This is a genomic window from Roseibacillus ishigakijimensis, from assembly GCF_016595415.1.
Lineage (GTDB): Bacteria > Verrucomicrobiota > Verrucomicrobiia > Verrucomicrobiales > Akkermansiaceae > Roseibacillus > Roseibacillus ishigakijimensis.
On record NZ_JAENIO010000023.1, the window covers coordinates 18,937 to 41,429 of the forward strand.

Here is a 22,493-nt window from a genome sequence, read left to right on the forward strand (position 1 = left end):
GCTCCCCCTTCTTTCTCTCTCTTATGCCTCTCGGAAAGCGGTCTTTACCAACTGAAACGATGGATCATGGTGTGGGAATAGGTTTCCCCGGGGCGCAGGATACAGTCCGGGAAATCCGGTTGATTCGGACTGTCCGGGAATCGCTCGGTCTCCAAGCAGAAGGCCGAGCGCTTGCCATACTCGACCCCCTTCTTTCCCGTGACCGTGCCATCGAGAAAGTTTCCTCCATAAAATTGGATGGCCGGCTGATCGGTGAGAATCTCCATCGTGCGCCCACTGGTCGGCTCACTCACCCGGGCAGCCAGACGGAGGCCGTCTCCATTGAGGACCCAGGCATGGTCGTAGCCTCCTCCAAAGTGGAGGGCCTCGAAATCGGCCTCCACCCGCTGGCCAATGGCAGTGGCTTCCCGGAAGTCCATGGGGGTATCCTCCACCGGAGCCAGTTCACCGGTCGGAATGAGCCCCTTGTCGGTGGGCAGGTAGCGATCGGCATTGAGCTGGAGGAGATGATTATTGATGGAGGTGGTCGCCTCGCCGCTGAGGTTCCAGTAGCTGTGATGGAGTAGATTCACGGGAGTCGCCTTGGTGGTGGTCGCTTCCGCCTGCCAAATGAGCTCGTTGTCATCATTGAGCCGATAGGTCACCGTCACGCTCAAGGCTCCGGGATAACCTTCTTCGCCGTCGGCGGAGAGATAGGAAAAGCTCACCCCCCCGGCGATGGCTTGCCCCGACCAGAGAACTTTGTCGAAGCCCCGGGTGCCGCCATGCAAGTGGCAGGGAAGGCCTCCGGGCTCATTATTGGTGGCGAGCGTGTAGTCCTCCCCATCCAAAGTGAATTTGCCCGCCGCGATGCGATTGCCGAAACGACCCACGCTGGCTCCGAAATAAGAGGTATTGCCCAACCAACCCGCCAGATCATCGTAGCCATGGGTCAAGTCCTCCACCTGGCCGTTCTGATCGGGGGTAGAGAGGGAGACCAGGGTGGCCCCATACTCCATCACCCTGGCCTCCACGCCGTCCTCGTTGCGCAGGGTCCAGATCCGCACCTCCCGCCCGTCCGGCAAGGTGCCATACACTTCCGCCTGGGGGAGTTCGTCCGCTGCCGGAGCCGCGCCCGCGACCATTGCCAGCAGGCCCAGCATCGCCCCCATCGCATCATATTGCTTCATACACCTCTCACTCTGAGGAGAGGAAGAAGAGTGGTCAACGCAATGAGAATGGTCAAAATGCACGGACTCCTGCGAAAAATCCACCGCGCTCGCTGGCAGACCAAGCGAAAAGGGCCGGCGGGAGAGCCGGCGGCTGGACTCTCCCGACGAAAAAAGCCCGCAGAAAACTGCGGGCTTTTTGCCTTCTCTTCCGGGAAGCTCCCAGGGGAGAATGGCGGAGCGGACGGGACTCGAACCCGCGACCTCCGGCGTGACAGGCCGGCGTTCTAACCAACTGAACTACCGCTCCGGGTAGAACCGGAAGGCTTGCTTTTCAGCGTCCCTTCCGGCGTGGGCGCGAACTCTAATGACGACCGAGCCCCCTTGCAACTAAAAAAGGGACTTTATTTCAATTTTTCTATCAGAGCCTCCAAGCTGGCCCAATCCCCGGCCGTTTCGATGGTCGCTCCCTTGTCGATGCGAGGCATCAATCCGGCCAAAACCTTGCCCGGACCCAGCTCGATGAAAAGCTCGTTACCCTCGCTACGAAGGAGTTGCATCGACTCGACCCACCGCACGGAGCCAGTGACCTGCTTTTGCAGAGTCTCGCGGATGGCCGCCGGGTCGGTCACCGCTTCCGCGCGGTAATTGCTGACGACGGGAAATTTCGGGCTCTGAATTTGCGCCTCGGCGAGCACGGGACCGAGTTTGGCCTCCGCATTTGCCATCAGCCGGGAGTGATAAGCGCCCGCGACCTTGAGCTTTTTGGCCAGTTTGATCTTCCGGGCTTTGGCACCCGCCACCGCCTGATCGATACCCGCCACCGTGCCGGAGAGAACAATCTGCCCCGGGGCATTGAGGTTGGCCACATCGACATCCGCTTCGGCGGCGAGCTCACGCACGGCCGCCTCATCTCCCCCCACCATGGCCGCCATGGCCCCTTCGGTCTCGGCACAGGCCTCGTCCATCAGCTTGCCGCGTTGAGCGACCACGCGCAGACCTTCCTCGAAGGAGAAACTGCCCGCTGCGGTGTGCGCGGTCATCTCTCCCAAGGAAAGACCCGCGGCCGCCACGGGATTGAGGTCGGGACATGCGTCTTTCAAAATAGCCCACATTGCCAGACCATGGACGAAGAGGGCAGGCTGGCAATTGGCGGTCTTGGTCAGCTCTTCCTCGGGGCCTGCAAAAAGGATCTCGCTGAGCTTGCGCCCGAGCACCTCATCGGCTTGGGCAAAGAGATCCGAGGCAATGGGGCTGGCCTCCATGAGGTCCTGGCCCATCCCCACCTTTTGAGCACCTTGTCCGGCAAATAGTAATACGCAATTGGTCATGTGGACGACAGCCAAACCGCTTGAACTGGGTCAGGCAAGCCCGGAAAGCGACCAGAAGCCGGGGAGGTTCCTGTTTTTGCGACTTGAAAAAGGAGGCCACTCGCAGAGATTCGGGTATGATCGTTTCTTTCACCAAGATGAACGGAGCCGGTAACGACTTCGTCGTCCTCGACAACCGCGACCTCACCTACAACTTGAGCAAGGAGCAGATTGCCCGGCTCTGTGACCGGCATCGCGGCATCGGTGCCGATGGCCTGCTGGCGGCAGAACCAGCGGAGAGCGACGCCGATTTCCGCTTCCGCTATTACAATGCCGATGGGGGCGAAGCGGAGATGTGTGGCAACGGAGCACGCTGCTTTGGCCGCTTCACCGCCAGCCTCCTGGCGGAAGAGACCGACGAGGTGAGCTTCGAGACCATTGCGGGCCGGCTTTCCGCCAAGTTGATCGACGATCAGGTCGAGGTCGCAATGTCCGATCCTTTCGACCTCACGCTCGATCTCCCTATTGCAATCGAGGGCTTGGCGCACGTTCATTCCGTCAATACCGGGGTGCCACACACGGTGAGCTTCGTGGACAATCTCGCCGAGCTCGATGTGCGTCGCCTGGGAGCAACCCTGCGCTATCACGAGCATTTTGCCCCGGCGGGCACGAATGCCAACTTTGCCCAAGTGCTCTCGCCCGGCCACATCGCCATCCGCACCTATGAACGCGGGGTGGAGGACGAAACCCTGGCCTGCGGCACCGGGATGGTGGCCAGCGCCATTTATCACCACCTCCTCACCGGAGCGCCCTCCCCCATCAAAGTCGACGTCAAAGGAGGAGAGACTCTGGAAATCGGCTTCGAGAAGGACGGCGATCACTTCCGCAAGGTGACGCTGACCGGTCCGGCGGAGATCACCTTCACGGGAGAAGTGGAAATTTAAGCTCCTCCCTCGCGCTTGAAGGAATCGGAGCTACAATGCGGAGGTCAACCGGACGAAAAAAGAAGCGCTCCGGTGTCGTTTCCTTTCCCGGATGAAAACTCTCCTGCGCCCCCTACTCGCCTCCCTCGCACTCATCGCCACCGCTGCCCCCCCGGCCCTGGCGGAGGCAAACTACAATCACGTCGGGCGCGCTTTGATCAGCGCCCTGAGCGATGCCCATTACGAGGTTCTCCGCTTCAATGAGAATATCAACCAGCGGATTCTGGCCCGCTACCTCGACAACCTCGACCCGGAGAAACTCTATTTCACCCAAGCCGATGTGGCGGATTTTGCCGGCAAATACACCGGTCCCACGGATACCCCTTTCGATATTCTACTTTTCCGCTCGCGGGGAATGGAACCCGCCCAGGAAATCTACCGCCGCTTCGCCCAGCGGGTTGGCGAACGCACCGAGTTCATCGAGCAAGCCGCTGACAACGCGGCCTTCGACTTCACCGCCGACACCCTGGTGCCTCTCTCGCGCGAAAACGCCTTTTGGCCCGAGGACAGCTTCGCCGCCCAGCGAGCCTGGGGACTGAAGATCGCAAACGAAATCCTCACCGAGCAGCTTCTCCAGGAGCAGGTGGCCAAGCGGCTGCAGGAGAAAAAGCCCACCGCCCCGGCAGACGAGGGCGAAGCGCAGCCCCTCCAACCCGAGCCGGAAAAAAGCGAGAACGGGGAAGAAAGCGAAGCGGAAAAGACGCTGAAGGAATTACTCCCCGTCAACCTCACCCCCGCGGTCCCGCCCCGGGAGAATGCCCCCTTGGCCCCGACCGCCCCCGACCTGGTCCCTCCGGCCTGGCAGCGGGACTCGCCCCGCAAGATCGTCAAAGCCCGCTACCAGCGCTTTCATGAGACCGTGCAAGCGGCCTCTGAAGAGAAAATCGCGGACTACTTTTTCAGCGCGGTCGCCCAGGCCTACGATCCCCACTCGGACTACCTGAGTGTGGCTGAGAATGAGCGCTTCGACCGCGAGCTGCAGAACCAGCTCACCGGCATTGGGGCCGAACTCAGTGCCAATCCCGATGGCTCCACCCGCATTGGAGGCCTTATTGTCAATGGCCCGGCCCACCGCCAGGGCGAACTGCAGCCCAATGATCGCATCGTCGCTGTCGATCCCCTCAATGACGGCCGAATCATCGACATCACCCACCTGCCGACCAACGAGGTGGTCGAGCTCATCCTGGGCCGCAGAGACACCCAGGTCGGCCTCCTGGTGGAGAACCGCACCCCGGAAGATCCCGCAAAGCGAAAAGTGGTGATCACCCGGGATACCGTCGAGCTCAAGAATGCGGCCGCCTCCGCGATGCTGGTAAAAGTGAAGCGGGAAGACAACGACCCCCTCACGCTAGGATGGATCACCATTCCAAGCTTCTATCTGGACTTTGAGGATGGCGACCCGAGCGTCTACAAGGACGTCCGCCGTCTGCTCACGCGCATGAAAGCCGAGAAGGTGGACGGCATCGCCCTCGATCTGCGCGGCAATGGAGGCGGCTCCCTCACCGAAGTGCCCCGGTTGGCAGGTCTCTTTCTCCCCCGGGGACCCATCGTGCAAGCGCGCAACCGGGCCCGCAGCGTGGAGACCTACGCTTCCACTCCCCTCACCCCCCTCTACGACGGCCCCCTGGTGGCCCTGACTGATCGCGAGAGCGCCTCTTCCAGCGAAATCCTGGTGGGCGCGCTGCAGGACTACAACCGCGCCATCCTCGTCGGCGAATCCTCCACTTTCGGAAAGGGGACAGTGCAGGAGAAGATGGGCATCGCGGAATATCTGCGCTTCATGCAAGACCCCACCCGGGCAGGCGAACTGAAGACGACCGTGCAAAAATTCTATCGCGTCACGGGCAGCTCCACCCAATTGCGCGGAGTGGTGCCGGACATCATCTTCCCCTCTCTCAACGATCTCCACGAGATCGGCGAGCGCTATCTCCCCTATGCCCTTCCCCACGACATCATCCCTCCCGTGCGCAACTTCCAGCCTCTGGACCGCGCCAAACTCCACCTCCCCCAAGTGGCCGAAAACAGCCGCCTGCGCGTGCAGGAAAATCCTGAATTCGCTTACCTGCGGGAAGACCTCATCCGGGAAGAGGTCAAACGCCAGCGCAATGTGACCACCCTCAATCGCGAAAAACGCCTGCAGGAACAAGAGGAAGAACTCGCCCGCCTCGCCCAACGCAATCGCGAACGCCACGAGCGCTTCGTCCGACTGGAGAAAGAAGACCGCGAGACCTTTCAATTTCTCCGCCTGACCCTGGACGATGTCGATCGGCCCGTCCTCCCCCACGTCAACGAAGAGCGGGATTCGCAGAACTACATCATCCGCTCCGAGGCGCTGGCCTCCGGCCCCCGCGAGCAACCCCGGTGGCCCAGTGCATTGGACCCGGTGCAACGCGAAACACTGCGCATTTTGCAAGACACGGTCGAGGAAGGCTACCGGGCTGCTCAGATCGCCGAGCTGAAGCGTGTCATCGAAGACGAAACCAAGGCCCAGGAACGCCGACGGGCCAGCGAGGAGCAAGCCGTTTACTAGCGGTCACTCACAAATCCTTCCGCAAAAAAGAAACAGACTTTTGTGATTGTCTTTAATAAAAATCCCGCCCTCCTAATATTTTTGGCACGAAAACTGCTTTAGTTCTGGTCATCGGCGAAATCCGCGCTAAAAAGCAGTCGACATCATGGCTGGTCACGCACTTTCGCAAAATCTCTCGCAATCGCAGACCCTCGCGCCGCAAATGCGGCAAAGTCTGGAGATTCTGCAGGCAAACACCCTCGAGCTCTCGCAGTTGCTCCGACAACAAATCGAGATCAACCCGACCCTGGAGGACATCACGGAGCGCGACTCCCTGGAAGATTTGGACTTCGACGAGCCCAACGAAGACAGCTTCGACGACCACCACGACAGCTATGACGATGACCTGCGGGAGCTGGCCATCATGGAAGGGCGGGCCTTGGGCAGCAATCCGGACTCGGAGGAAAGGCGCGAGTTTCTCTACAACTCCCTGGTCGCGCCCCAGACCCTCGCCAGTCATTTGAGCGAGCAGATTGAAGAATCGGCCTTGGAGGGCGATTTGCGGGTGGCTTGCCTCGCCCTGGTGGGCAACCTCGACGAACGGGGGTTCTTTGCCGAGCCCCCGGAAGAGCTGGCCGCCCGCCTGGAAATCTCCGGGGATCTGCTGGAAAATGCCTTGGCTCTCCTCCACACCCTCGATCCGCCCGGCATCGCAGCCCGCAATTTGCAGGACTCCCTCCTCTTGCAACTGGAGCGCCTGGGCCTCGCGGACTCCCTCGAGCACCGCATCGTTTCCAAGCACCTCGATGCTCTGGCCCGCAAGCAGTATCCCCAGATTGCCCGTTCGCTAAAAACCTCCATCGAGCAGGTGGCCCGCGCCGCCGACCACATTGCGGCCCTCGATCCCTCGCCGGGAGCCTCCTTTGACGCCACCCGCAATCCCATCATCTCGGCCGATGTGCGCATCATGCGCTCCGAAGACGGGGAATGGGTCGCCCAATCGACAAACGAGAATCTCCCCCGCCTGCGCATCGCGGATAGCTACAAGGACATGCTCTCCAGCACGCCGGATAAAAAGGTGCGATCCTACCTGCGTGACCAGATTCGCGATGGCCGAGTGCTTATCCGCGCCCTCGATCAGCGGCAGGACACCATTCTCGCCATCACGACCGAGATCATTCGCAACCAGCCGGAATTTCTCGCCAAAGGTCGGCGCCACTTGCGCCCCCTCACCATGAACGATGTCGCGGAGACCATCGGGGTGCACCCCACCACCGTTTCCCGGGCCGTCGCGGGGAAATACGTGGAGACCCCGCACGGCATCATCGAGATGCGCAAGTTCTTTGCCACCGGTTATCAAACCTCGGGGGGAGGCAATGTCTCCAACACCGGGGTGCGCGAAGCCATCCAGGCCATCGTCAACGAGGAAAATCCGCAGAAGCCCCTTTCGGACTCCGCTATCGAAAAGGCTCTGAAAGCCCAAGGAATCAAAGTCGCCCGCCGCACGGTGGCCAAATACCGCGAACAGCTCAACATCCTGCCCTCCCACCTGCGCAAGAGCTACAAGTAACCGGCCCCAAAAAAAAAGCCGCCCGGACGAGGGGCGGCTGGAGAAAAGCGGAAAAAGCGGCAAATCGCTTACTGGCTGAGGTAGCTGGAGACACCGGCGTGATCGGCCGTCATCGCCTTCTCGCCCTTTTGCCAGTCCATGGGGCAAACTTCGCCATTTTGCTCGAAGTGCTGCAAGGCATCGACCACGCGCAGGCACTCGCGGATGGAGCGGCCCAAGGGCATGTCGTTGACCACTTGGTGACGGACCACCCCTTCCAGGTCGATGAGGAAAAGGCCCCGGTAGGCGACGAGTTCCCCCTCCACCACGCGGTTGCCCTCGGCATCGAAGTCCTCTTGCCCAGCCAAGACATCGTAAGCCTCGGAGATGGTCTTGTTGATATCGGCCACCAGCGGGTATTGCACGCCCTGGATGCCACCCTTGGCACGAGGCGTGTTCAACCAGGCCCAGTGGGAGAATTCGGAATCGGTGGAACAACCGACCACTGCGACGTCGCGCTTCTCAAATTCCTCCAACTCCTCCTGGAAGCGGTGCAGCTCCGTGGGGCAGACGAACGTGAAGTCTTTCGGATAGAAGAAGAAGACGACATACTTCTTGCCGATGAATTGCTCGAGGGAGAATTCGTCGATGATGGTTTCACCCTGCACCGCTTTGGCAGTGAAGGTGGGTGCTTTTTTTCCTACGAGTACTGACATGATTTTCGTGTTTCGGGGTTAGGTTGCGGGCGACCCGATAAGGGGGCCCGCTGGCGGCGTCAAGATTCGGCCGCCAGTTTCTCACCCTTCTTTCAAGCTCGCGAGGTAATCGATGAGAGAATTGAAGTCCGCCACACTCAAGGAAGAACCCAGGCCAGGAGGCATCATGGAGCTAGCCTGCTCCTCCCGCTTGGTGATCGCCTCCGCCTGCAGGGTGGTGACCACTCCGCCGATGTTGCGAATGTCCACTTCGCCATCTTCCTCGCGAGTGATGAAGCCCAGATGCACCCCGCCATCCTTGGTCGTGATCATCTGGGTGCGGAATCCTTGCGCCACGGTCGCCTCGGGAGCGAGAATCGACTCAATGAGGTAATCCCGGGTGAACTTGCTGCCCGCCGAACCAAGGTAGGGCCCCTTCTGCACCTCATCGAGGCTGACGGCATGACAGCTGGCGCAGGCCTGCTGAGTGAAGAGCTTTTCGCCCAAAGCGAGATCACCCTGCCCGGCCGCAGCCATCACCAGGGCGGTGACCTCGTCCGCAGGCAAGGTCGCCACCAGCTCACTGCCACCCTGACTCTTCTTCGCTGCCACTGCTTCCTCAATGGCTTTCCGAGCAGCGGTGGCGGCCTCGATGAGCGCGCGGTTGTCCCCGTCCATGGCATCGGCAATGGGCCCTTCAAAGCCCTCCAGCTTCATCTCTTCCAGCGCGTGGAAGTATCCAAGAGCCTTCGGGTTCGCGAGCGCGATCTTGAGAGCGTTCTCCCGAAAGCGGTCCTTGATCAGTGGACTGCGGGAAAAGCTGAGAATGGCCTGCCAGGCAATTTTGCTCACCTCGGGGCGCTCACGCTGCCCGATTTGCTTCAAGCGGCCCAACTCGAGAATGAGCGCGGGAGAATTGATGAACTCGTTGATCTCCCGACGGGCAATCTCCTCCAGGCCTTCTTCGTTGGCCCAGCCAGCGAGCACTTCGATCCGCTGCAGCAGGGCCTCTTTTTGCGAAGAGCGATTGATGGCCCGGTAGCTGGCCAGCCGCTGCTCCCACTTCCGGTCCGCATCAAGGGCGGCTTTTTGCAAGAGCTCCAGCTGAGCCTTGGAAGAATCCTGCGCGCCAATGGCAAAGAGAACCGGATCTTGAGCACCCAAATCCAGCTTGGTGACATCGAGACGGTTGACGGCGAGCAAGCTCAGGCCCTCTTCCTGGTCATCTTTGCGAAGCGCTTGGAAAGTCTTTTCCACCGCCCGCAGTGCCCGATCGCTCCCCTCCCACCGGGTGGGGGCAAAGTAAGGGCCCCGGTCATCGGGACGAGTGCCCCACCAAGCCTGTTGGTCCCATTCCCCTTCGCGATGCACGAGACGAGCGAGAACCTCCAGCACCGCCAGTCGAAGCTCGTGGTCGCTGCCTGCCTGGGCGGCGATTTCCTCCAATCCGGCGACCGCTTCCAGCCGGGGCAGCCGCTTGAGAGCAGCGAGAGCCACCCCCCGGGTCTCGGGATTTTCCACCGCCGCGAGACAAGCCGAAACCGCTTCCAAGTCAGCGAGAACTTCCACCGCCGTGTGCGGGAAGCGGTAATCATCCTGTCCCTCCAAGCCGGAAAGAGCGGTGAAGCTCTCCGCCGCTGCCCGAATCAAGGTCGAGGCCAAATCCGTCCGCCCGGCCCGCTCGATGGCAATGGCAGCCTGCAGGCGCACCCGGGGATTCTCGTCATTGAGCAGCTCCCCATACTGGCGGCGGGTCAGCTCCGCCACCTGCCCCCGTCGATCGGCTGCCGCCCGGAGGGCAAACTCGCGCACCCCGGCATCCTCCAGGAGAGAAACAAGAGCCTCGTTCGCAGCCGCTTGGTAGAGCTGCTTGAAAGTAAAGATGGCGGCAATGCGGCCATTGAGAGGGGCCTCCTGATCCTGCATAAGAGCGCGCAAGGCCTTGCTCACGGCTGACTCCCCTCCCCGGCGCAAGAGAATCTGCTGGGCCTCCAGACGGCGGACTGCACTCTCGGTCGCCAGTTGAGCCACGAGCTCCTCGGACGAAAGATCGCGCAACTGGGGCCAGGGCTCGGCCTGATATCCCTTGGGAACAATACGCTGGATCTGCCCCACGGGCACGTTCTGGCCTGCGAAATCGAAGCGGCCACCCCGCCAATCGGCGGTATAGAGGCGCGACTCGCCATCGACGTCGATGTCCACCGCGCGATTCAAGTTCATCCACTCTTTCTCGCTCGCCTGAAAGGTTGCCTCCAGCGGAGTCAGCTCATGACGATAGACTTTTCCGGTCGTCCAATCGCAGGTGAAAAAGCTGCCGCGATAACCGGCGGGGAATCCCGGCTCGTCCAGGAAAAGGCCACCGGTGCCACTCCCGCCCCCGAGATCCAGGAGGGGCTTGACCGCCTCGTCGGCAAAGTTTTTGTAAAGGCGGGGGTAGCCGTGATTGGCCAGATTGGTGTGGTGATGGACGCGGATATTCCACCCCTTGCCATCATTGGTATTGTCGCGAGCGAAGAGGTCCAGGCGGGGACTAATGGCGACATCGTATTGATTGCGCGTGTATTCCGAAAACATCTCGAGCTCACTGCCATCGGGCCGCACCCGGGCCACGCCTCCCCCGTGCAGGGTCACCACGCGGCCATCAGTCCCGGTCGAGGAACTCATCCCGAAGTCACCGACCGCGATATACAACCAGCCATCGATGCCCATGCGCACCCCATTGGTGGTGTGATCCCCCCCCCGCGATTCCTGCGCACTCGCGCCCAGGCCATCGACCAGCTTTTGCGACTTCTCCGCCACCCCATCACCGTCCTCATCCCAAAAGACACTGAGATACGGAGGATGAATGAGATAGAATTTCCCGTCCACCCAGTGACCACCGCGGGGAGACTCCACCTCCGGAATGTAGTCCCAAAATTTGTCGGCCCTGCCATCGCCATCCTCATCACGACAAGCCACCACTCGTCCTGAAAACTTTTTTCCCAAGGAACCATCGGGATCGACCGAGACATAGACCGTGCCCTCCGGGGCCACCGAAATCGCCGCCGGATACTCGGCCTCAAAAGGCTCCGCAAAGACGGTCAACTCGAACCCTTCGACCAGCATTTCGGCCGGAGGAACGGGAGGGGTCTTTTTTTCATCGGGAGCAGCCGGCAACCACGGCGCAGTCATGACCAAGAGGGGCAATACGGGAAAGGTTTTCATCAAATTCGAGTCCCGCTTACGTCGGAAGCTCGGTTTCTCTGTCAATCCGCTTTCTTCTTTCCCTCCTTCCGGTTAAGGGCGTCGCGTTGCCATGAAGAAAGCCTTCCTCCTTGGTGCCGGTCTCGGCACTCGCCTGCGCCCGCTCACCAACACCGTCCCCAAGCCCCTGGTGCCGGTCTTCCACCGTCCCCTCGCCTGCCATGCTCTCGACCATCTTGCCGAAGCAGGCATTGAGGAAGTGGCCATCAATACCCACCACCTCCATCAGGAATGGGAGCGAACCTTCCCCGACGCCACTTACCGGGATCTCCAGTTGCACTTTTTCCACGAGCGCGAACTTCTTGAAACCGGGGGAGGCATCAAGAACATCGCCACCTTCATCGGGGACGACTCCGTGCTCGTTTACAATGGCGACATCCTCACCAACATCGATCTGCAAGGCTTGATCGCCCGGCACCGCAGCGGAGGCGGGTCCATCACTCTCGCAAGCCGCTCCACCGGCCCCGGCCTCCACCTCGAGGTGCAAGGGGAACAGGTCATCGACATCCGCAACAAGTTGGGACGCGGAGCAGGCACTCACCAGTTCACCGGCATCTACTGTCTTGAGCCCGAGGTGCTGGACCTCATACCCCCGCGGGAAAAAATCTCCATCATTCCCGCCTTCCTAACTCTGGCCCAGGGAGAAAAACTGGGGGCTTTCGATGCCGACAAAGGCCACTGGCTGGACCTCGGCACCCGCGAGGCTTATCTGGAAACCCACGGCATTGGCGGAGAAATGCCCCCCGGGCTCGACCATCCCCGCGTCCACCAGAGCGCCCGGGTGGTTGCCGACGCTCACATCGAAAACTCATGGATCGGCCCCGACTGCGTGGTGGGAGCCGGGGCCCTCGTGCGCGACTCCATTCTCTGGCCAGGAACTGTCGTCACGGCCGGTGCCCGGCTCGAACGCTGCATCGTGCACTCGAGCACCCCCGTCTCGGGAACGCACGAAGACCGCGACCTGTAAACGGGAAAAGCAGCCCTGCCCCCCGGGAGGCAAGGCCGCTCTTTGAACACCATCCAAAAAATCAGGAGGCTTGAGCCTCGCGCACTTCCTTGACCGCTTGCACTGCGGCATCCAGAAGCAGCTCGGGCAAGGCCGGGTGAACGTGCATCATTTCCGCCATTTCGCGGACATCATTTTTCAAGCGCAAGAAGGGAAGCACCTCATGCAGCACGGTGGACGAATCCGGTCCCACCAGGTGGCAGCCCAGGATGGAGTAATCCGCGGGACTGACGAGCAGCTTCACGCGGGGATAATCGAGGCGGGAAGCCATCGCCCGGGCGCTGGACTTCCAATCCCGGAAAACGCTGACGTAAGGGGTGCCCGCCTCCTTGAGCTGGGCTTCGGTCTGCCCCACCGCCGCCACCTCCGGGTCTGTGAAGACGCCGTGTGGCACCATGCCATAATCGATTTCCTCATCCAGCCCCTTCAGCAAGCGCTGGCGAAGGTAGTGCACGTCGTAGCTGGCCACGTGCTGAAGCTGGTAACGCCCCGCCACATCGCCCGCCGCATAGACTCCCGGGACATTGGTCTGCAGCTTGTCATTAACCACAAAGTAGCCCCGGCGGTCCATTTCCAAATCGGTCTTGTCCAAGCCCAGGTCGTCGGTATTGGGGGTGCGACCAATGGCAAAGAGCACGCGCTCGCTGCGATGGGTCGACGTGCTCCCGTCGGCCGCTGCAATGGTGACTTCATAGCCCTCTTCCACTTCTGCCATCCCTGTCACCGACACCCCGAAATCAGTGGGAACATTCTTGACAAACTCCTCCTTGAAGACCGCGCCAATCTCGTGATCCTCGATGGGTAACAAGTCATCTCCTCGCACCAGGAGCCGAGTCTCCACCCCCACGGCGGAAAAGAAATTGGCGAGCTCGCAGGCAATGAAGCCACCCCCCACCACCGTGAGGGAGTCGGGGACTTTGCCTTCCAGAGGAAAAATGTTCTCGTTCGTCCAAGCCCCCGGATAAGGCGCGGTGCGAGGACGGGTCCCGGTGGCCACCACGATGGTCTCCCCTTCCAGCTCCTCCCCATTGACCTCGATGACCTTGTTGGCCACGAAGCGGCCGTGACCCCGGTAAAGGTCCACCCCGTCGAGACGGCCTTCGTAGCGAGGATCCACCCCCCGCACCCATTCATTGACTTCCTGAAAGATGCGCTCCCGGTCAATCTTCTCAATTTTAGCCGTGATGAAGTGGCGATCCGCCTCCTTCACCCGCCGGGCCGCCTCGGCATAACCAATCAACAACTTGGAAGGGACACACCCGGTATTGGGGCAGGTTCCCCCGAGCCGATCCTTCTCAATCAAGGCGACGGACTTTCCTTCCTGTGCTGCCGCAATGGCCAACCCCGAGGCCCGTCCGCCTCCCAACACTATCAGATCATATTTTTTCATGATAAATTCCTATTTCCGCCACAGCTTGCCGCGCTCAATCCCCCTCGGAGTCCAAAAGAGAAAGCACGCCTTCCACCTTAATCCGGAAGTCGTTGAAGACCACGCTCCCCCTCGGATCAATGAGCACAAACCAAGGCGTTCCCCCACTGCGGTAACGCTGCATGGTTTCCGAGCCCGCGCGACGGCGACCTTTGCCTTCATCGTGACCAAAGGGAGCATGCAAACCATACCTCTTCTGGGTCTCGAGGAGGGCTTCAAAGGTGTTGCTCTCAAACCCCTCGAAAACAGTTTGCACCGCACACATCCGCAAGCGACCCAGATCGTCCGCCAGCAATTCCTCCAGCTTTTGAAGAGTAGGGAAACCCGCACTATGACAACCCGGACACCAACTTTGAAAAAAATAAAGCAGTCGCCAGTTCCCTTGGAACTCGGAGAGCCGAAAGGGCTCCCGCTCGTTTCCCGAGGCATCGACCCAATGACTCGCCACCGGCTCCGGCGCGGTCACTCCCACAATTCCATAGCGTTCTCCCAGCATCTCATTCTCCAGTTTGGCGTTTCACTTCCGTCCCATCACCTGTCCCGCCCCTTCTTCATTCCTCTTGGAACAAATGGCGGTAACTCTCGCGAAATTTGCTCAACTTGGGAGAAATCACCGCCTCGCAATAGCCCGCCCGGGTATTGTTGCGGTAGTAGTCCTGATGATAATCCTCCGCCGGATAAAACTTCTCGAAGGGAACAATCTCAGTCGTCGCTGAATTCCCGGTCGTCTCCTCATAGGTCGCCACCACCCGTCGGGCGATCTCCTCCTCTTCCTCGGTGCGATAGAAGATGACACTGCGATACTGGGTGCCCACATCCGCGCCTTGCTGGTTCAGAGTCGTCGGATCATGGGAGCCCATGTGCACCCGGATCAACTCCTCATAGTCAATCACCTTCGGGTCATAAGAAATCTCGATCACCTCCGCATGCCCGGTGTCACCACTGCACACGTCTTCGTAACTTGGCTCCCCAGACTGGCCTCCACTGTAGCCGCTGACCACTGCATCCACCCCTCGCAACTGCTGAAACATGGCTTCGGTGCACCAGAAACACCCCCCTCCGAAAGTGACCTTGGCCAAATCGGCCGAACCCTCGGACTCCCCTCCATCGACCCGGGTCAGTGCCACCCCGTTCATGCAATAACGCAATCCGGTCGGCTCGGGGCCGTCGGGAAAGACATGGCCCAAGTGCGCTTCGCAAACATTGCACACCACCTCCACCCGCGTCATCCCGTAGCTGTAGTCGACATTGTAAGCGACGACATTGTCCTTCACCGGCTGGGTGAAAGAAGGCCATCCCGTTCCGCTCTCAAACTTTTCCGACGAGTCAAAGAGAACGGTCTCGCAACACACGCAGGCATAAATGCCCGCCTCATGCAATCCGCAGTGCTCCGAACTAAAAGGACGCTCAGTGCCATGCTGCCGAGTAACAGAATACTGCTCGGGGGTGAGCTGAGCCTGCCACTCGGCATCCGATTTCTTCACCACCCGATCAGGCTCGGGACTCCCCTTTTCCGCAAATTCCAGCACCTGAGGCCAATTGATTTCACTCATCGTTTACGACGATATAGTGAGCACAAAGTGGCAAATTTTCCTAACGCAAACTTAATAAAAATTCCGACTCATCACCGCCCGCTGCGGAGAATCAGTTGGAGAACCTCCTCCCGGGAAGCCGGATTGTTTCGAAAAATTCCTCGCATCGAGGAAGTTACCGTCTCACTCCCGGGCTTCTTGATCCCGCGCATGGACATGCACATGTGTTGGGCCTCGAGAACCACCGCCACTCCCCGGGGCTGCAACTTGCGCTCAATGGCATCGGCCACCTGCCCGGTGAGGCGCTCCTGCACCTGTGGACGCTTGGCATAGCCATCCACCAGGCGGGCCAGCTTGGACAAGCCCGTGATGCGACCGTCCGGCTGCGGCAGATAAGCCACATGGGCGCGACCAAAAAACGGCACCAGGTGATGCTCACAAATGGAATAGAAAGTGATGTCGCGCACGATGATGATCTCATCGTGATCCACCTCGAAGGTCTTATTGAGGTGCTCCGCCGGATCCTCATGCAAGCCCCCGCAAACCTCTTCAAAATACCGGGCCACCCGCAAGGGAGTGTCCTGCAAGCCGTCGCGCTCCGGATCTTCTCCAATCGCTGCCAGGATCTCTTTCACCGCCTTGGCTATTCTCTTGTGGTCGACTTCCTTTTTCATCACTCGTCTCGGCTTCTTGCTGGATAACCGAACGCCCTCTTAGCCTCTCCTTCCCAAAAAAACCAACCCTGCCACTAGAAAAATTCTTCCCTCTTGCCGAAGATCCTTCCCTTTGTCACTCTCACTTCAGATCCTTCCTGCCTTCCCATGTCTACCCGCCTCTTTCCGATCATCGTGTTTTCGCTGCTCACTCTTCTTTCCTGCAGCCCCTCCCGGGAATCATCGTCATGGAAGCAGACCAACGAAGCCCTCATGCAGAACCTGCGGGAGACCGACTCCTTGGCCGCCATTCGCATCCCCATCCTACGCTCGCCGACTTTGGAGAAAAACTGGGGCCCACCCACTATCGAGACCTCGCCACAGGGCACCTACCGCCTGTCCTATCAGCATCCCGAGGAATCCTTCGAGCGCCTCGTTATCTACGGCAGCCCCCTCCCCTTCCCCGTCTTGTCGTCGGCTCCCGACGAAGAGCGGGACCATCTCGTAGATGGCGAACTCGGCATCGTCACCATCCCCCAATCCTGGCGCTCCACGAATATCATGGACCGTGAAATCCGCTGGTTTACCGAGACAACTGGCGGCGGAGCCGATGGCGACTACTTCTCTACCGAAGGCTTCCCCCTCACCGCTCCCGACGGACGCACCGGCCATTACCGCCTCGTGGTGGAATCCATCACCGATCAAGCCGCTCCCCGCTTCGCGCAGGTCGGCTGGTGAATTCTCTTCCGCCAGAAAAAGTTCCCGAAAGATGGAAATCGCATCATCCTCTACCGGTTGAGAGAGATGAGAGCCGCGCGGCGAGCTCTCCCACACTTCTCAATTGGTGCCATGAACTCACGCTCTCCCTCCCTGCTCTGGGCCCTCGTCCTCATCTTGGTCAGCGGCACTTCCCTCTACGGCCAGCTCAATCGCGGAGTCTGGTTCTGGGGCAGCACCACCACCCCGGATGGCCCCAGCCCCTACGGCAGCTCAGTGGTGGTGGGCGATGCCGCCAAGGAGGACGAGACCATCACTTTCTTCACCACTCACGGCGTGAAACGGGTCTACGGCAGCTACCAAAACCGGCCGGTGAGCGAAGCCGGAGTGATTGCGGCCTGGAACGAAAAGCTCGAGTTCGCCGGCATTCAGTCGCAACTGCTTTTCGACCTCATCAACATCCACGATCCCGCAGAAGTTGCCAGCTTGCTGAACAAAATCCAAACCCGCTTCATCAACTTCAATTCCAGTTTCTACGACCTGCCCCAATACCGCTTTGATGCCATCCATCTCGATATCGAACCCCAGGGCTCCGCCCCCTGGGATGCGGCGGATGGAATGGGCAAAAGAGCCATCCTCGACGATCTCTCCGCACTCTACGCCGACATCCGGGCCCTCCTCGTAACGGAAGGCATGGCCACCGTGCCCATCTACGCCGACATCCCCTACACCTGGGACAAGCTGCCTGCCGACGGAGGTTCCATCGCCTGGGCCGACGCCAGCGACCGCGATGCCTGGTTCGCCGGTCTCGGAGCCTCGCTCAACGGCCTCTCCATCATGACATTTTCCAAAGACACCGTGCCCGAACTCACCGATGCCACCGACTACGAACGAACGGGAGCTTTTCCCGGTTTCGCGCGCATCGCCATTCAGCCCAAGGGCTGGCCCGGAGAGCAATGGGAATCGATCTGGGAGGTGAATGGCATTCTCAACGACTTGGAGGCCCTCCACGCCCCCAACCACGCCACCGACCTGGAAAACTACGCTTTCTGGCGATACTCTATCGAAAATTCGCTCTTGGTCGCCGAGATTGTCGATGTCGATATCGTGATTTGGGAGGATGACCCCGGTATCCCCTTCGGAGAAATCTGGACCGGACCCTCTCTTTACCTCAAAGGGCGCCCCAACACGATCTACACCATCAAGCGAGCTTCATCCCTCGACGGCAAGTGGGAAGAACTCGCCCAGCTCAAGACCCGCTCCGGACAAGAGAGCGAAACGCTCCGTTATGCCATCACTCTCTCAGAGCCGAGAGCCTTCTATCAAGTGACCGCCACGCCAGCAAACTCCGCCCAATAGCACGCCCCCAGCCCACCCCAACCGAGTTCAGCGCTCAACTCGATCAGCTCAAGGATAAAGCTGAAGGAATTCTTCCAGTTCTGGTGTTGGAGCGGTCTTGCAGGCTGAATTCCACAAAGTGCTCGGTTCCTACCTTGACTCCGATTCTTTCTTCCAGCTCTCGATAACTTTTCTCTGCGTAGGTGAGTATTTCCGCTTCATGAGCGAGAGCAAGTGCGCACTCGGCTTGGTGGGCAATTTCGTCGTCTCGACTTCTTGCTCCTTGTTGAGGGCACGAGAAGTCGTCAAATACCAAGTCTTGTAGTCTGTGGTAGAACGCCTCAAGCAGATCGTCGTCTTCTGGCCGTGTGTCTTCACTTATGGGAAGTCATAATAGGCACCCTGACATTCTTTGGCAACTTCAAGATGCTCGCGCGCGCAAGAGGAACGAGTGGGGTCGCTCCGGCCTCCCCCACCGAAACACCAAAAGAACTCGCTTTGAATAAGTTGAACCCTCACCCCCGCAGGGCCTTGTCGATGATCTTTTCGCTCACCTTGCCCTCGCGGGGCACACCGGGGGCGAAGAGCTGGATGCGCCACTCGGCCAAGAGCCAACCGACCTCCCAGAGGCGCACGGCCTCGGGTCGCGCCCGCCATTGCTTGAGCCAGTCCAACCACAGGACGTCGAGCTGGCGCCGCTTTTCCTCGTCCTTGGCCAGCGGCAGACTGTCCAGACGCTTGAGCCGCTCCTCCAAGGCCTCGTAGTGGCGGGCATAACGCAGGGCCCTCCGCGCCCCCGCTTTCCAGACGAATTGATCCCGCTTGAGCCACTCCAGCTCTTCGCTGAGGTCGGCCACCGTCTCGACATAGAGTTTGTCCTCCCCTTTCCCCGCCAGCCAGCGATTGGCAAAATCGTAGACCTCCGCCGCGCGCTCCAGCTCCGCCGCCAAATCACGGGCCTGGTCGAGCACCCAACCGCGCGCCACCTCCGAGGCCGCCGCAAAGTCCCCGGCGGAACGCGGGAGCTCGGCCCCTTTCTTGTAAAAAGCCGCCTCCACCGCCACCCGCATGACCTGCTCTTCCAAGGCCTCGCTCTGGCCGGGGCCGAAGACCAGCTTGGTGAGCGGGCGCAGGAAGCTCCGCTTCATGAAGCCCCGCAGCATGGCTTCATGATCCATCCAGAAGAGACGCACTACCCCGGCGCGATGACTTTCCGCCGCTTCTTCCTTTTCCAAAAAAGCACGCATCCCCACCGATTCACCCTCATCCACGAGCGCGGGATAGACGCCCTCCGCCCGCTCGGGCACCTCGCCAAAGCTCCAGTAGGTGCCGCCCGTCATCTCCCACTTCTCGTTGGCCGCCGCCTCCCGCCGCGAGCGCAGCAGGCCCGCCAGCTTTTCTTTGAGCTCGCGCACGTCCTCCGAGAACCCCAGCACCTTCCCCTTCTCATCCCGCACCGTGACCGTCGGCCGCAGCGAGACCGGCAGGCGACTTTCGTCAAAAAGCTTGGGCTCAATCACCACCCCCGCGATTCCGGTGAGAAACTCGCCCAAGGCCTCGAGCAACCCGGTCTGGGGCTCCCACCCGGTCCATTCCTTGAGAAAATCCTCCGCCGTTTGGCTGATGGGCTGGAAGCGGGTGCGCCAGTCCTTGGGCAGACTGCGGATGAGCAATTCCACCCGCTCGGCCAGCATTCCCGGCACCACCCAGCTGGGCAGGTAATCGGGAAAATGGGGCAGCTCGGCCAGCTCCAGTTCAAAGACCAGCCCATCGTCGGGAGCCTCCGGATCGCAGACGTATTCTACCAGCCACTCCCGCCCGCCATGCTCGATGGTGTCGGGAAAAAGGAGCAATTCGCTCTCGATGCCCTCTTCCCAGACGACATCGCGCAGACTGATCATGAGCTTGTCCTCATGGCCGTCCTGCTTCCGCCATTGGTGAAAAGCCTTCGCCGTGGTGGCCTCGACGGGAATGCGGGCGAAATAGAAGTCGAAAGCATACTCCTCCAGCCATAGCCCGCCCACCCGGCGCAGCTTGCGCTCGGCCGCCGCACACTGCCGCCGCACCTGGGCGAGCCGCTCCAGACAAGGAGGGGGACTGCCCCCGCCCTTGACCAGCCGCCCTTCCAGAATGGCCTCCCGCACAAAGACCTCGTGCGCCGCCTTGGGCGAGACCCGGCCGAAAAAGACCGGCCGCCCGGGCACAATGGTGAGCCCGCCGAGGAGAATGGTCTCCTTGCCATAGACCGCCCCCTGACCCTCATTCCACTCCGGCGAATGATAGCGCTTGCGGCAGAGATGCGGAGCGACTTCCTCCACCCAGTCCGGCTGCATCCAGGCCACCTTGCGCGCCCAGAGCCGGGAGGTTTCCACCAGCTCGAAGGCCAATACCCAATCGGGCCGCTTCTTTTCCTTGAACAAGCCGGAGCCGGGGAAAATGGCGAATTTCATCCCGCCCACCCCTTTGTAGCTCTTGCTCTCTTTGTCCCAAATGCCGATGGAGCGCGGCATGCCAGCTAGCAAGGCACAGTGGATTTCCTTGTAATATTTCGCCGCTCGATTGCGCGCGCCCTTCCCCTCGCCCACCTCCACCTCGAAGCTCGCCAGCCGAGTCTCGGGCCGCTCCTTTTTGACGCAAAAGGAACGCGCGATTTCGCCCACAATCTGGTCCCACTCGACGAGACGCCGGAAATTGCAGAAGCTCTTCTGGCAAAACTTACGCAACTGGTTGCGCTGGAATCGTCCTTTGCCATCGCGAAACTTGCTCACCGCGTTCCAGATTTTCAGCAAAGACAGGAAATCCGAGCGCGAGTCGCGGAACTTCGCCTGGGCCTGCCTGGCCGCGTCCTCTTTGCCTTCCGGACGCTCGCGCACATCCATCACGCTCAGCCCGCCCACGATGACGAGAATTTCGGCCAACACGCCCCGCTTTTCCGCCTCCACCAGCATGCGGCCCAGGCGCGGATCAAGCGGCAGCTTCGCCAATCGCCAGCCCACCTCGGACAAGCCATTGCGGCCCTCATCATGCAGCGCGTCCACCTCCTCCAATGTGGCGTAGCCTTCCTTGATGGCCTTGCCATTGGGTGGATCAACAAAAGGAAAATCTTCGATCTCGCCCAAGCCGAGGGCTTTCATCTTGAGAATGACTCCCGCCAGCGAACTGCGCCGAATCTCGGGATCGGTGAACTCCGCCGCCTCTTCCAGGTCGAGTTCGTCGTAGAGCTTCACACACACCCCCTCGCGCACGCGACCGCAGCGACCGCGCCGCTGCCGGGCACTGGCCTGCGAAATCTGCTCGATCTGCAAGCGCTGGATTCCCCGCTGGGGTGACCAACGGCTCACCCGCGCGAGACCGCTATCAATGACGTAGACGATGCCCGGGATGGTCAGGGAAGTCTCCGCCACATTGGTAGCCAGCACGATGCGGCGCTTTCGGCTGGGGGCAAAGACCCGCTGCTGATCGCCCATCGACAAGCGGGCAAAGACGGGCAAGACCTCGGTATTGCGAAAGCCCCGGTCCTCCACCGCTTGCGCCGCCTCGCGGATTTCCCGCTCCCCGGGCAGGAAGACCAGCACGTCACCATTGCGGTCGTAGGCATCGACCCACTCCACCCCCCGCACCACCTGATCGGCGAGGTATTCGCGCTCCAAGGGCGGCAAAAAGTAATCCTCCACCGGAAAGGTGCGCCCCTCCACCATGACCATGGGCGCTTGAGAAAAAAACTCTGAAAAACTCCCCGCATCGAGAGTCGCGGAGGAAATCAATACCCGCAAATCCCGCCTCTTGGCCAAGAGCTGCTTGAGAATTCCCAGCAGGAAATCGATATTCAACGAGCGCTCGTGGGCCTCATCGATGATGATGGTGTGATATTTCTTGAGAAAGCGATCACCCTGCAGCTCGGCGAGGAGAATGCCATCGGTCATGAACTTGACCTGGGTCTCTTCGCTCGTGCGTTTGTCGAAGCGCACCTCATAGCCCACCTCCGCGCCCGGCTGCACGCGCAGTTCCTCGGCCACCCGCTTGGCCACGCTGGTCGCGGCCAAGCGCCGCGGCTGGGTGCAGCCCACCATCCCCTGCCGCCCCTCCGCGAGAGCCAGCTCCAGCGCCATCTTGGGCAGCTGGGTGGTCTTGCCCGAGCCCGTCTCGCCCACCACCACCACCACCTGGGCCTGCCGCATGGCGGCCAGGATCTCCTCCTTGCGCGAGGAAACGGGAAGAGTGGGATAAGTGATTTTCACAGCAATGGGCGGGGCGGAGAGAGGAAACAGCAGTCGCGCCTTTTCGCAAGCCAGAAGGACGGAAAGCCCACAGAGAGTGGGAAAGCCACCACCCATGCGGCCTCGGATCGAAATCAATTTGGAAACCTACTTCTCCCTCTCCC

Annotated in this window: 15 protein-coding genes and 1 tRNA gene; 6 read left to right on the forward strand and 10 right to left on the reverse strand. The window is 60.6% G+C overall.

The window, feature by feature from the left end; genetic code table 11:
• Positions 1–44 precede the first annotated feature (44 nt).
• The 3 genes from JIN78_RS10085 to fabD all read right to left on the reverse strand — a co-directional run bounded on the left by JIN78_RS10085 (position 45) and on the right by fabD (position 2,479).
• A complete protein-coding gene (locus JIN78_RS10085) occupies positions 45–1,169 on the reverse strand; it encodes an aldose epimerase family protein (protein ID WP_200391841.1) in 1,125 nt (374 codons plus the stop codon).
• Between the two features lie 212 nt (positions 1,170–1,381).
• Positions 1,382–1,458 (reverse strand) — tRNA-Asp (locus JIN78_RS10090).
• A gap of 94 nt (positions 1,459–1,552) precedes the next feature.
• Complete coding sequence (fabD, locus tag JIN78_RS10095) at positions 1,553–2,479, reverse strand: ACP S-malonyltransferase (RefSeq protein ID WP_200391842.1); 927 nt, start codon at positions 2,477–2,479, stop codon at positions 1,553–1,555.
• 116 nt (positions 2,480–2,595) lie between these two features.
• Here fabD and dapF point away from each other — a divergent pair, with 116 nt between their 5' ends.
• The 3 genes from dapF (at position 2,596) to rpoN (ending at position 7,520) form a co-directional block, all read left to right on the forward strand.
• Positions 2,596–3,402 (forward strand): diaminopimelate epimerase, encoded by an 807-nt coding sequence (dapF, locus tag JIN78_RS10100; RefSeq protein WP_200391843.1) that lies wholly within the window; start codon positions 2,596–2,598, stop codon positions 3,400–3,402.
• A gap of 91 nt (positions 3,403–3,493) precedes the next feature.
• The gene (locus tag JIN78_RS10105) at positions 3,494–5,971 is read left to right on the forward strand and encodes a carboxy terminal-processing peptidase (RefSeq protein WP_200391844.1); all 2,478 of its coding nucleotides are present in this window, start codon (positions 3,494–3,496) and stop codon (positions 5,969–5,971) included.
• A 145-nt stretch (positions 5,972–6,116) separates the two neighbouring features.
• On the forward strand, positions 6,117–7,520 hold the full coding sequence (gene rpoN, locus JIN78_RS10110; RefSeq protein ID WP_200391845.1) for an RNA polymerase factor sigma-54: 1,404 nt from the start codon (positions 6,117–6,119) through the stop codon (positions 7,518–7,520).
• Between the two features lie 68 nt (positions 7,521–7,588).
• Here rpoN and JIN78_RS10115 read toward each other — a convergent pair whose 3' ends face one another.
• Both JIN78_RS10115 and JIN78_RS10120 read right to left on the reverse strand, forming a co-directional pair.
• Positions 7,589–8,215 carry a peroxiredoxin gene (locus tag JIN78_RS10115; protein WP_200391846.1) on the reverse strand — a complete coding sequence of 209 codons (627 nt, stop codon included), beginning with the start codon at positions 8,213–8,215 and terminating at the stop codon, positions 7,589–7,591.
• Between the two features lie 81 nt (positions 8,216–8,296).
• Entirely contained in the window at positions 8,297–11,398 is a 3,102-nt protein-coding gene (locus JIN78_RS10120; protein ID WP_200391847.1) for a DUF7133 domain-containing protein, read from the reverse strand.
• 91 nt (positions 11,399–11,489) lie between these two features.
• On the opposite strand from JIN78_RS10120, the gene JIN78_RS10125 reads away from it, so the two are divergent.
• Complete coding sequence (locus JIN78_RS10125; RefSeq protein ID WP_200391848.1) at positions 11,490–12,404, forward strand: sugar phosphate nucleotidyltransferase; 915 nt, start codon at positions 11,490–11,492, stop codon at positions 12,402–12,404.
• 61 nt (positions 12,405–12,465) lie between these two features.
• Here the strand turns inward: JIN78_RS10125 and JIN78_RS10130 are convergent, their stop codons facing one another.
• From JIN78_RS10130 to folE, 4 genes are all read right to left on the reverse strand, one after another.
• Complete coding sequence (locus tag JIN78_RS10130) at positions 12,466–13,833, reverse strand: dihydrolipoyl dehydrogenase family protein (RefSeq protein ID WP_200391849.1); 1,368 nt, start codon at positions 13,831–13,833, stop codon at positions 12,466–12,468.
• A gap of 34 nt (positions 13,834–13,867) precedes the next feature.
• Complete coding sequence (locus tag JIN78_RS10135) at positions 13,868–14,368, reverse strand: peroxiredoxin family protein (RefSeq protein WP_200391850.1); 501 nt, start codon at positions 14,366–14,368, stop codon at positions 13,868–13,870.
• Positions 14,369–14,423: 55 nt separating this feature from the next.
• The gene (locus JIN78_RS10140; protein ID WP_200391851.1) at positions 14,424–15,425 is read right to left on the reverse strand and encodes a bifunctional methionine sulfoxide reductase B/A protein; all 1,002 of its coding nucleotides are present in this window, start codon (positions 15,423–15,425) and stop codon (positions 14,424–14,426) included.
• A gap of 71 nt (positions 15,426–15,496) precedes the next feature.
• On the reverse strand, positions 15,497–16,078 hold the full coding sequence (gene folE, locus JIN78_RS10145; protein ID WP_200391852.1) for a GTP cyclohydrolase I FolE: 582 nt from the start codon (positions 16,076–16,078) through the stop codon (positions 15,497–15,499).
• A gap of 147 nt (positions 16,079–16,225) precedes the next feature.
• On the opposite strand from folE, the gene JIN78_RS10150 reads away from it, so the two are divergent.
• Positions 16,226–16,795 carry a hypothetical protein gene (locus tag JIN78_RS10150; protein WP_200391853.1) on the forward strand — a complete coding sequence of 190 codons (570 nt, stop codon included), beginning with the start codon at positions 16,226–16,228 and terminating at the stop codon, positions 16,793–16,795.
• Positions 16,796–16,906: 111 nt separating this feature from the next.
• The gene (locus JIN78_RS10155; RefSeq protein ID WP_200391854.1) at positions 16,907–18,133 is read left to right on the forward strand and encodes a hypothetical protein; all 1,227 of its coding nucleotides are present in this window, start codon (positions 16,907–16,909) and stop codon (positions 18,131–18,133) included.
• Positions 18,134–18,627: 494 nt separating this feature from the next.
• Here JIN78_RS10155 and hrpA read toward each other — a convergent pair whose 3' ends face one another.
• Complete coding sequence (gene hrpA / locus JIN78_RS10160; RefSeq protein ID WP_200391855.1) at positions 18,628–22,467, reverse strand: ATP-dependent RNA helicase HrpA; 3,840 nt, start codon at positions 22,465–22,467, stop codon at positions 18,628–18,630.
• Between the last annotated feature and the right edge of the window lie 26 nt (positions 22,468–22,493).

What these genes read in the sequence shown, in the direction of transcription:
- JIN78_RS10105 (WP_200391844.1), top strand. Translation starts at nt 3,494, where the DNA reads ATGAAAACTCTCCTGCGCCCCCTACTCGCCTCCCTCGCACTCATCGCC.
- fabD (WP_200391842.1), bottom strand. Translation starts at nt 2,479, where the DNA reads ATGACCAATTGCGTATTACTATTTGCCGGACAAGGTGCTCAAAAGGTG.
- JIN78_RS10125 (WP_200391848.1), top strand. Translation starts at nt 11,490, where the DNA reads ATGAAGAAAGCCTTCCTCCTTGGTGCCGGTCTCGGCACTCGCCTGCGC.
- JIN78_RS10155 (WP_200391854.1), top strand. Translation starts at nt 16,907, where the DNA reads ATGAACTCACGCTCTCCCTCCCTGCTCTGGGCCCTCGTCCTCATCTTG.
- JIN78_RS10115 (WP_200391846.1), bottom strand. Translation starts at nt 8,215, where the DNA reads ATGTCAGTACTCGTAGGAAAAAAAGCACCCACCTTCACTGCCAAAGCG.
- JIN78_RS10085 (WP_200391841.1), bottom strand. Translation starts at nt 1,169, where the DNA reads ATGAAGCAATATGATGCGATGGGGGCGATGCTGGGCCTGCTGGCAATG.
- dapF (WP_200391843.1), top strand. Translation starts at nt 2,596, where the DNA reads ATGATCGTTTCTTTCACCAAGATGAACGGAGCCGGTAACGACTTCGTC.
- folE (WP_200391852.1), bottom strand. Translation starts at nt 16,078, where the DNA reads ATGAAAAAGGAAGTCGACCACAAGAGAATAGCCAAGGCGGTGAAAGAG.
- JIN78_RS10130 (WP_200391849.1), bottom strand. Translation starts at nt 13,833, where the DNA reads ATGAAAAAATATGATCTGATAGTGTTGGGAGGCGGACGGGCCTCGGGG.
- JIN78_RS10135 (WP_200391850.1), bottom strand. Translation starts at nt 14,368, where the DNA reads ATGCTGGGAGAACGCTATGGAATTGTGGGAGTGACCGCGCCGGAGCCG.
- JIN78_RS10140 (WP_200391851.1), bottom strand. Translation starts at nt 15,425, where the DNA reads ATGAGTGAAATCAATTGGCCTCAGGTGCTGGAATTTGCGGAAAAGGGG.
- rpoN (WP_200391845.1), top strand. Translation starts at nt 6,117, where the DNA reads ATGGCTGGTCACGCACTTTCGCAAAATCTCTCGCAATCGCAGACCCTC.
- JIN78_RS10150 (WP_200391853.1), top strand. Translation starts at nt 16,226, where the DNA reads ATGTCTACCCGCCTCTTTCCGATCATCGTGTTTTCGCTGCTCACTCTT.
- JIN78_RS10120 (WP_200391847.1), bottom strand. Translation starts at nt 11,398, where the DNA reads ATGAAAACCTTTCCCGTATTGCCCCTCTTGGTCATGACTGCGCCGTGG.